The sequence below is a fragment of the Stenotrophomonas sp. P5_A9 genome (genome assembly GCF_056400525.1).
This window is the reverse complement of the sequence record NZ_JBFULC010000143.1, coordinates 1-1,548: the sequence shown is the minus strand read 5'-3', so window position 1 is coordinate 1,548 and position 1,548 is coordinate 1. Positions and strand designations below refer to the sequence as shown.

Below are 1,548 nucleotides of genomic sequence, written 5' to 3'. Positions count from 1 at the left end.
GCGCGCGACGTAGTCGATGACTTCGTCGCGGCGGTCCATGCAGAAGTCGATGTCGAAGTCGGGCATCGACACGCGTTCGGGGTTGAGGAACCGCTCGAACAGCAGGTTGTACGGGATCGGGTCCAGGTCGGTGATCTGCAGCGCCCAGGCCACCAGTGAACCGGCACCGGAACCGCGGCCGGGGCCGATCGGGATGCCCTGGTTTTTGCCCCACTGGATGAAGTCGGCCACGATCAGGAAGTAGCCGGGGAAGCCCATCTTGATGATGGTGGCCAGTTCGAATTCGAGGCGTTCGACGTAGTCAGCGCGGGTCTTGCCTTCGGCCAGCGGGTTCTTTTCGAGGCGCGCGTCCAGGCCTTTGCGCGATTCGCTGCAGATCCAGCTGTCGAGCGTTTCGTTTTCGGGCACCGGGTAGTTGGGCAGGAAGTAGGTGCCCAGGCGCATTTCGATGTTGCAGCGTTCGGCCAGCGCGATCGTGTTGTCGATCGCGTCGGGAATGTCGGCAAACAGCGCGCACATGTCCTCGGCCGACTTGAGGTACTGCTGGTCGCTGTAGTCGCGCGGGCGCTTGGGGTCATCCAGGACACGGCCGGAGGAGATGCAGACGCGCGCTTCGTGGGCGTTGAAATCTTCCGGCTGCAGGAAGCGGACGTCATTGCTGGCGATCACCGGCAGGCCACGCTGGCCGGCGGCCAGCAGGGCAAACTGGTTGAAGGCTTCTTCGCCGTCACGCCCGGTGCGGGTCAGTTCGAGATGCAGGCCGTCGCCGAACACGCGCTGCCAGTCGGCGAGCTGCTGCTCGGCCAGGTCGTGGCGGCCTTCGTTGGCCAGGCGGCCGGCGAGGCTGTCGCGGCCGGCCAACGCAAACAGGTTGTGGCAGCCGGCCTTGAGCCAGTCCGGATGGACAGCGACGCCGCCTTCGGGGCGGTGGCCTTCCATCCACGCGCGGGTGAGCAGGCGGGAGAGGCTGAGGTAGCCTTCGCGGTCGCGGCAGAGCAGGGTCATGCGCCAGGGGGTCATGCCCTCTTCGGCGATCATGATGTCGGCGCCGGCGATGGGCTTGATGCCGACGGTTTCGGCGGCCTTGTAGAACTTGACCAGGGCGAACAGGTTGTTCAGGTCGGTCACTGCCAGGGCAGGCAGTTTCAGTTCGACAGCGCGGCTGAGCAGGTTGGCCTGCTTGGCTTTCTTCGGGTCAGCCTGCTCCGGCTTCGCCGGGACACGGATGGTCGAATCCGCCAGCGAAAACTCGGTGTGGACGTGGAGATGTACGAAACGGGAAGTGGACATGCCGGGCCAATGTAATGCCCGGTCAGGGTAGCGGCGCGGGCGTGGACGGACAAGGCTTGACAGGGGTGTTACAGGGGGAGGGGTGGGTTGCTTTGTTCAGGTAGTGGGTGCTGGTGGGTGGGTGATGACTTCAACGGCGAGTGCCAAGGCAACAGCAACGGCAACGGCAACGGCAACGGCAACAGCCAGGGCAACTACAACGGCGATGCGGGTGTGCGGGTGATGAAGGGCCGGGGTGGGGGGGGGGGGGGGGGGGGG

Annotated in this window: 1 protein-coding gene; it reads right to left on the bottom strand. The window is 65.4% G+C overall.

The window, feature by feature from the left end:
- The coding region (locus tag AC1DR7_RS20295) for a PHP domain-containing protein (RefSeq protein ID WP_478076672.1) at positions 1–1,290 on the bottom strand (1,290 nt) is incomplete at its 3' end.
- Positions 1,291–1,548: the final 258 nt, after the last annotated feature.